We start from the raw sequence: 7,941 nt of genomic DNA, 5'->3' as shown, positions 1-7,941 counted from the left end.
ACATAATGCGGGAGATTTTTCTTTTTATTTAGAATAGTTAAACTTTAATTAACGGCTGTTACTCAATACGTCAGTATGGTAAATTACTATGTATTGGATATGTACAGCTGTTTTTTTTAGGAGGACATTTAGAATGAAAGTGAAGATAGGTTTATTAGGGCGCATTATTATTGCTATCGCGCTCGGCGTGCTACTTGGTAGTATAGCGCCAGAAATGTTTGTACGTGTATTTGCAACATTTAATACGGTATTTGGCGAGTTCATTAACTTTGCAGTGCCGCTGATTATTATCGGTTTTATCGCACCTGCTATTGCTGAGTTTGGTAAAGGCTCAGGTAAACTATTAGGCTTAGCTACAGCAATTGCCTATACATCTACTATTATTGCTGGTTTTTTTGCTTATAGTGTAGCGAGTCGTGTATTGCCTACAATTGTGTCTAAGCAGGTCGATGATGTTGTAGAGCCAGGTGCAGGCATGGCAGCTTCTTATTTTGATATTGGTATTGATCCAATGATGGGTGTAATGACTGCATTAGTATTTGCTTTTGTGATGGGTATTGGTATGGCAGCTGTTAATAGTGATGTGCTACACCGTGGCTTTGCGGAGCTAAAAGATATTATCGAAAAAGTAATTAATTATGTAATTATTCCGCTTCTACCTTTCCATGTCTTTGGGATTTTCTTGAATATGACATTTGCGGGTGAAGTGAAAAAAGTTTTATCAGTATTTGCACTTGTATTTATTTTAATTATCGTAATGCACTGGGTGATGTTAACTTTCCAATATACAGTGGCAGGTGTAATGTCAAAACGTAACCCATTAAAGCTAATGAAAACAATGCTACCTGCTTACTTTACAGCAGTTGGTACACAATCATCAGCAGCTACAATTCCTGTAACGCTACGTCAAACGAAGGAAACAGGTGCTTCAGAGCGTGTGGCAGGCTTTACCGTACCATTGTTTGCAACGATTCACTTATCAGGTAGTATGATTACGCTAGTAACGTGTTCAATTGGTGTGTTGTTAATGAACGGCATGGGCGTTGATATTATGATATATACGAAATTTATTTTTATGTTAGGTATTGCTATGGTTGCAGCGCCGGGTGTACCGGGCGGGGCAGTAGTTGCAGCGCTAGGTATTTTAGAAACAGTGCTTGGTTTTGATACAACTATGCTTGCCTTAATGCTTGCACTCTATGTTGCTCAGGATAGCTTTGGTACTGCTACTAATGTTACGGGTGATGGTGCTTTATCTATAGTCGTTGACGAAATTAGTAAGAAATAACCAATAAACTCTTTCACATACTATTGTGAAAGAGTTTTTTTGTTAATAGGACTTTGTAAGTCAAATAAGGGTAATGTAAGAATAGAAACGATTATTTGGGAGATAACCTATAAAAGTTAAAGGAGTGAAGTAATGAAAAGAAGGGAATACTTTATATTATATCTTGCTAGTATAGCATCAGTAACTGTAGTAGGGTGTCAAGCTGTAGAAACACCATCATATAATCATACAGTGCCCAAGGATGCAGAGCCTTTAGAGAAATTTATTATTGAAAATTTCATTACATCTGTAGGCTTAATACGCACAGATATAAAAGAACGTAAAGAAAATTATTTATCAGAGACAGTTGGTTTATGGCTCAATTATTTGTACGAGTGCGAAGATGCCGAACGTTTTGCAGAACAAGTGGCTGTACTACGGCACTATTATGTAATGGATGATTTAATTAGTTGGGAAATAAATGGTGATAAAACATCGACGGTTAATGCCTTGATAGATGATTTACGCATTAGTCGCTTATTAAATTTAGCTAGCGAACGTTTTGACGAACCTAGTTATCAAGCGTTAGCTCAACAAATAGGCAAAGCATTGAAAAATAAGCAAGTTGAAACTGGGTTACTTACAGATTTTGTTGATATAAGTAATGGCGTACATAGTAAAACGTTAACAATCAGTTATATAGATGGAGTTGCACTTCAACAATTCTATGAAGCTAGTATTATTGATGATGAGATGTTACGCAAGCATAAACAAGTTTTACAACAGGCAAAGCAAGGAGCGACGTATGCGAAGGCCTATGATATTACAACGGCTACCTATGTCACTGAGGAGGAGTTACATCTTGTAGATCAGCTATACACTGCGCTCAATAGTGAACGTTGGTCAATAGATACTACGGATTTTGCAAAATGGCTACAACAACACTGGCAAAGTGATCATAAACTGTTTGGTCGTTATGATACTATTAGCAACCGTCCTACGGTAACTTATGAATCGCCGGCTGTTTATGCGCTTGCTTTGCTTTATTATATCGAGCGAGAAGATATAGTGATGGCCCAGACCTTTAATAGTAAGCTTGAAAAAATGCAAATAAATGGCGGGTATATAAATCCACATACAGGTGATACCCATGTATTTGATAATATATTGCCACTGCTAGCAATGGAGGTGTATCGCAATGCAAGAAGCAATCAGTAAGTTAATGATAATAGTATTAGTAGGCATAACCAGTGCCATGACATATTTGTTAATGGGAAGTATTGAAGGGTTAGTGCTGTTATTTATTGCTGCCTTATTAATAATAGGGGGATTATATTTTGGTGCGCTACCCATACTCATGGCAATATTGGCGTTATTTTTCATTAGTGGAAGTATTTTATTTTACAATATGCTCATAGGGACTACTATGAATCACCAGGTGCAGTACTTTTTAGATGTGTTTTTGTACTATGGTATCACGTTGATGATAGTAACTATGGTAGCGGGGAAAATCCACGACAAAATGAAGGAGCAAACAAAGCGCTTACAACAGTATGAGGAGCGCTTAATGAAATACGTAGCAGTGGATGCTGACACGGGGTTTGATAATCAAACACGTATGATGAATGAAATTTTTAACGAGATGCAGCTGGCAAATCGCTATGATTTAACATTTGCTTTGGTATTTTTAAAAATTGAAGACTATAAAGAATTTAAACGCTTATACAGTAGTGATGAAGTGTTGCATCTGTGGCAAGAACTTGCCCGAAAGATAAAGTTAAAATCACGTGTCACAGATAAAAAATTCCGATATAAAGACGATGAGTTAGTTATATTGTTAACATCTACTACAGATGAGTATCGTGACGTTATTTACGATAAATTGAAAGAGGTTATTTTAGAACATCAGTTACTGTCTAGTAAATGGATTACCTTGTCTTACCGTACAGCTTTTTATACGTATTATCCAAAACAAGAGCATACGTTAGAGCAAATTTTAGTAGAAGCCGAAAGTGAGATGAAGTCGCATGTATTATAAACGACTCATGGTCTTGCTTTTTATAATGATATATGCGACGCCTACAGCTGTGGCAAAAGAGCCGCTTCATATTACAGTGATAGTGAGTGAGGATGTGGCAATGGAGATACTTGATGGCTTTGTCCATGAGTTAGCAGCTTATGGGCAAGTCGAATCTACTATTATGCCTACAAAAGAACAAATCAAGAGTAGTGATGTGATTGCTTTCATAAGTAATGAGGAATTAGTATTGGATGCTAAAATATGGGCTGAAATTAATGCTAGCAAAGCTATAAAAATAGTAGTAGGTGACATTATACCTCAGCTAACTCAAATGACTGATTGGCAACGAGCCGGGGAAGTAGAGGTATATAAGCTGGCAGGTAAAACACTAGACCAACCATTTTTAACTAGACAGCTTACTGCTCCGCAAAGTGAAGTGATTGCAAGTGCTTCAAGTTATAGTAAGGAAGTGCCAGCTGTTATACAAAAAGAAGGCTTCTTGTATTTAGCACCTGTAGCTCTACAACAAAAGACACATCTAGTTGCCAAACAGGCTATTCAAAAAATATTAGATCACCAAAACGTAATAGCACAGTCAAGCTTACTGCTAATTACAAATGTTGACTACAATACTAATGTGGAGAGGTTACAAAAAATTATAGATGCTCTACGACAGGAGAATATACCTATCACTTTGCAAATTAAAACAACTATTAAAGATAATAAAAATAATCGTATTTTTAAATTACGCGATAATAAGCCTTTAGTAAAATTGTTGCGACAAGTACAACAAGATGGTGCTAAATTTGTTATGAAAAATGAAAGATTAGGTTCAGTACCAATGGATTTTGAGGAGATTACTATTGATGGTCTATACCCAATAGGCTCTAACTATCAATACGAGGGAATTCCATTGCGTATACAAAATACAGTTAATACGTATTTGCCAACGAAGAGTGGCGCTATCATTGAATATGTCCCAATTGTTTTACGTTACAATGTGGAGAATATCACGGTAGCTAAAGAGGTAGTTGCAGCAGAACTACGTCCATACACAGGCTTAAATACAGTAGGAGTAATTTTGCAATACCCAGCTTATGGCAAGGTCAGTGAACTAAAGGAATATATAGCTAGCTTAGATACTATTGCGCAATATGAGTGGCTAGATTTACGGAAATTACCGCTACGTATAGATAATGAACATGTGACAGTAATACAAGGAGAAAGTGTTGAAATAATTCAACATACACCGAAATGGCGTATGCTTGTTAAACGTTATCAAGATAATCCAGCAGAACTATTATTGTGGGGTATGGCATTATTTGTATTAGCTTTCGTTGTCTTATTTTTTATAAATACTTTATTTATGCGTCTAACCTTACGTAAAAGATTGTTTAAAGAAAGGAGCAACCATGGCTGATATATTATTTTATATTTCACTGACTCTAATTTGGACGATGTTACTCTATCATATGTTTTTAATGCAAGGCGGCTATATGCATTACAGAAGCTTTGAAAAACCTATGAGAGAATGGGAAAAAAACATGAAGGATGTTCCTACGTTAAGCGTCTTTATCCCAGCACACAATGAGGAAGTTGTTATTGGACAAACACTTGCGGCAATGTCTCGTCTTTATTACCCTAAAGATAAACTCGAGATTATTGTCATTTGTGATAATTGCTCAGATAATACAGTAGGAATTGCAAAAAAATATGAAGAAAAATATCCCTTTATCCGAGCCATTGAAACAGAAGGAGAAAATAAAGGGAAGGGCAAGTCCTCAGCATTAAATACGGCACTTGCTCAATCAAACAGTGAATATGTAGTCGTGTATGATGCTGACAACACGCCAGAAGAAAAAGCCGTGTGGTATTTAGCTATGGGGTTAGTAAATGATGCTAAAGCCGCTGCAGTAGTAGGAAAGTTTAGGGTAGTTAATGCAGATGAAACATGGTTAACGAGATTTATTAATATAGAAACAATTTGTTTTCAATGGATGGCGCAAGGTGGCAGGTGGAAATGGTTTAAAGTTGCAACTATTCCAGGCACAAATTTCGCTATTCGTCGTAGTGTGTTAGAAGATTTAGGAGGCTGGGATGTAAAAGCTTTAGCAGAGGATACAGAGCTAACTATTCGCGTTTATAATATTGGGTGGCATATTCGCTTCTTTCCTAAAGCTATTACTTGGGAGCAAGAGCCAGAAACATTAGGAGTTTGGTGGAAGCAACGAACCAGGTGGGCGCGCGGTAATCAGTATGTTGTATTGAAGTTTCTTAAACAATTTACAACATTGAAACGAAAAAGTATTATCTTTGATTTATTTTATTTCTTTTTTACTTATTTTTTATTTTTCTTTGGTGTTATTTTATCTAACAGTTTATTTTTGATAAATTTATTTTTTGATATTGGACTGACTGTAGGGAATGTTTCACTCGTATTGTGGATTTTGGCTGCATTATTATTTTTAGGTGAGGTCATGGTTACTCTAAGTATTGAGAGGTCACAAATGACGTGGAAGAACTTTTTTTTATGTGGTATTGATGTACTTCACCTATTCACAAATGTGGATTATTTTAGTGCTTAACTCACTTTATTTAGAAACAAAGCGTATGTTCACAGGTGAGGAAGTACGTTGGTATAAAACAGAGCGATTTAAGCGAGAGGAGTGAGTAATATGTATAAACAGTTAATGATTTTGGCTATGGCCTGGTTGATTTTTATGATAGCTATGCCTGTACAAGCAGAAACAATTAAAGTTGAAGCTTTACCTATGGAGGTAACATCGAGCTATCAACAAAAGCAGCTACTATCTCGACAACCAATAGAGTTAAAGGGTCCGATAGGTGGAATGGATTTTTTCTATACAATTACAGAACAACAATTAGATGGGGAAAATAAGGTGTCTTTTGATATTCGTTATTCTAAACTGTTGATTGCCCCTTCTACATTTTCTATAGCAGTAGATGATGTCACGATAGAAAGTGTAGCATTAACGAATGAGCAAATAAAAAATGTTACAGTAACGTTGCCTAAAAGAGCACTTAAAAAAGGTACACATAAAATCACCGCTTCATTTAACGGTTTACTGAAAGAAGGGATTTGTGCTGCACCAGGTGAATTAGGTAACTGGTTGGTAATTGAAATGCCTTCTTATCTTTCTTTAAATAATACGTTGTCGGATGAAATAACATTAGAGGAATACCCAGCATCTTTCATTCCTACTAAAAATAGAACTAGCACACTTATTATTCCTAATGAAGGCAGTTTAGCGTTACATAATAGAGCGTTACAAGTAGCGGCATTTTTATCTAAGCAAGGTACTGCTAATGTTCAAATTGTACGTGAGGGTGATTATAACAACATTACAGGGCCGGTAATTTTATTAGGCGCAAAGGAGCAATTTACAACAGCATTTGCTAAACAAGTTATTAAAGAGGCTGGCAACTATGTTCAAGTTGACGTATTACAACAACAACAATCAGTGCCTGTACTCAAAATGATTGGTGATACAGAAGAACGAGCTATCCAAAATAGTGAAGGGCTTGTTAATATTAAAATGTATGAGCAATGGCATGGACAAAAAATGCCATTAGATGTGTTGCCAACATTTCCATTAGAGGAGGCTAATTACGTTACTTTTCAGGAGATAGGTATTCAGAACTTAGAACTTGCGACGGGGAAGGAGCAATCTATTCAATATTATTATAGTTTCCCTAAATTAGAAAAGGGCAGTAAAGCATATATGAACGTAAAACTACGTAAAGCAGATGTGATACCTACAACGAAAGATGAAAGAAAAGTAGAGTTAATTATGTATATTAATCAAGTGCCTATTGCATATGATTTAAGTAAATTAAAGGATGATAAAGAAGGCTATTATAATTTGAAACTACCCATTCCTATAGATGCATTAAATGAAAAAACGGTCACGGCACTGCATTTCGAGGTTACAGGTTTTACTTTATCTGATCCTTGTGAAATCACAAATGAACGTTACTGGATATATATCGATGAGCAAAGTACGATTAGTTGGCAACCAAGTGAAGAAACAACAGGTTATAGTCTACGCGATTTTCCAACAGTGTTTACTGAAGGCGCAACCATCGTGGTGCCGAAGCAAAAGGATACAGCGGATAGTAATGCTTTAGTAGAGCTTTATAAAAGTTTAATTGTTAATGGGCAAGTAGCTAAGACAACGTTACAATTACCTACTACCGTAAGTGCTGAGGAACTTAAGCAACCACTGTTATTGATTGGTGATGCAAATGAACTTGAAGCCTTGGATAAAGATGGCGTTATTACAAAACTAATCGAAAAGCGTCAGCAATTCTTTATAGATGATGAAGCGAAAAATACTGTAATGATACAAGAGAATCATTGGGCTAAAAATAAGCCGCTCGTACTATTTACTTTAGCTGATTTACCTTCACAAAAACAATTTTTTACAACATTATTAGAAGTTACGCAAAATAGTGAAATTGCAGTACAGTTGGGAGATAATCCATTAATGTTCTCACCTGCACAGCAAGAACAATCAACCCAAAAGAAAAATAAATTATCAGTTATGGCTCTTGTCCCTATTTTTATTATAGGTTTGTTGTTATTAATTGTAATACTTTATTTACTAGCTAAGCGTAAAAAGAAAGCATAAAA

Annotated in this window: 5 protein-coding genes and 1 pseudogene; all 6 read left to right on the top strand. The window is 35.8% G+C overall.

The features are described 5' to 3' along the window. The first annotated feature begins 133 nt into the window (after nucleotides 1–133). The 6 genes and pseudogenes from CH76_RS05530 to CH76_RS05505 all read left to right on the top strand — a co-directional run bounded on the left by CH76_RS05530 (nucleotide 134) and on the right by CH76_RS05505 (nucleotide 7,939). Complete coding sequence (locus tag CH76_RS05530; RefSeq protein WP_036144013.1) at nucleotides 134–1,288, top strand: dicarboxylate/amino acid:cation symporter; 1,155 nt, start codon at nucleotides 134–136, stop codon at nucleotides 1,286–1,288. Between the two features lie 132 nt (nucleotides 1,289–1,420). Next, nucleotides 1,421–2,485 carry a hypothetical protein gene (locus CH76_RS05525; RefSeq protein WP_051910251.1) on the top strand — a complete coding sequence of 355 codons (1,065 nt, stop codon included), beginning with the start codon at nucleotides 1,421–1,423 and terminating at the stop codon, nucleotides 2,483–2,485. Continuing rightward, nucleotides 2,466–3,305 (top strand): diguanylate cyclase domain-containing protein, encoded by an 840-nt coding sequence (locus CH76_RS05520; RefSeq protein ID WP_036144011.1) that lies wholly within the window; start codon nucleotides 2,466–2,468, stop codon nucleotides 3,303–3,305. Before CH76_RS05525 ends, CH76_RS05520 begins: the two co-directional genes overlap by 20 nt. A gap of 100 nt (nucleotides 3,306–3,405) precedes the next feature. Continuing rightward, a complete protein-coding gene (locus CH76_RS05515; protein WP_152553291.1) occupies nucleotides 3,406–4,707 on the top strand; it encodes a hypothetical protein in 1,302 nt (433 codons plus the stop codon). Continuing rightward, nucleotides 4,700–5,957, top strand: a pseudogene (locus tag CH76_RS05510) (glycosyltransferase). The gene CH76_RS05515 and the pseudogene CH76_RS05510 overlap by 8 nt, the downstream one beginning before the upstream one ends. Nucleotides 5,958–5,962: 5 nt before the next feature. Next, a complete protein-coding gene (locus CH76_RS05505) occupies nucleotides 5,963–7,939 on the top strand; it encodes a cellulose biosynthesis cyclic di-GMP-binding regulatory protein BcsB (protein ID WP_036144006.1) in 1,977 nt (658 codons plus the stop codon). The last annotated feature ends 2 nt before the right edge of the window (nucleotides 7,940–7,941 follow it).

Source organism: Lysinibacillus sp. BF-4 (genome assembly GCF_000743635.1).
Taxonomy (GTDB): domain Bacteria; phylum Bacillota; class Bacilli; order Bacillales_A; family Planococcaceae; genus Metalysinibacillus; species Metalysinibacillus saudimassiliensis.
This window is presented reverse-complemented; position numbering and strand designations above follow the sequence as displayed.

Excerpts from the sequence above, each read along its gene's own strand:
- CH76_RS05505 (WP_036144006.1), top strand. The coding sequence starts at position 5,963 with ATGTATAAACAGTTAATGATTTTGGCTATGGCCTGGTTGATTTTTATG.
- CH76_RS05530 (WP_036144013.1), top strand. The coding sequence starts at position 134 with ATGAAAGTGAAGATAGGTTTATTAGGGCGCATTATTATTGCTATCGCG.
- CH76_RS05515 (WP_152553291.1), top strand. The coding sequence starts at position 3,406 with ATGGAGATACTTGATGGCTTTGTCCATGAGTTAGCAGCTTATGGGCAA.
- CH76_RS05525 (WP_051910251.1), top strand. The coding sequence starts at position 1,421 with ATGAAAAGAAGGGAATACTTTATATTATATCTTGCTAGTATAGCATCA.
- CH76_RS05520 (WP_036144011.1), top strand. The coding sequence starts at position 2,466 with ATGCAAGAAGCAATCAGTAAGTTAATGATAATAGTATTAGTAGGCATA.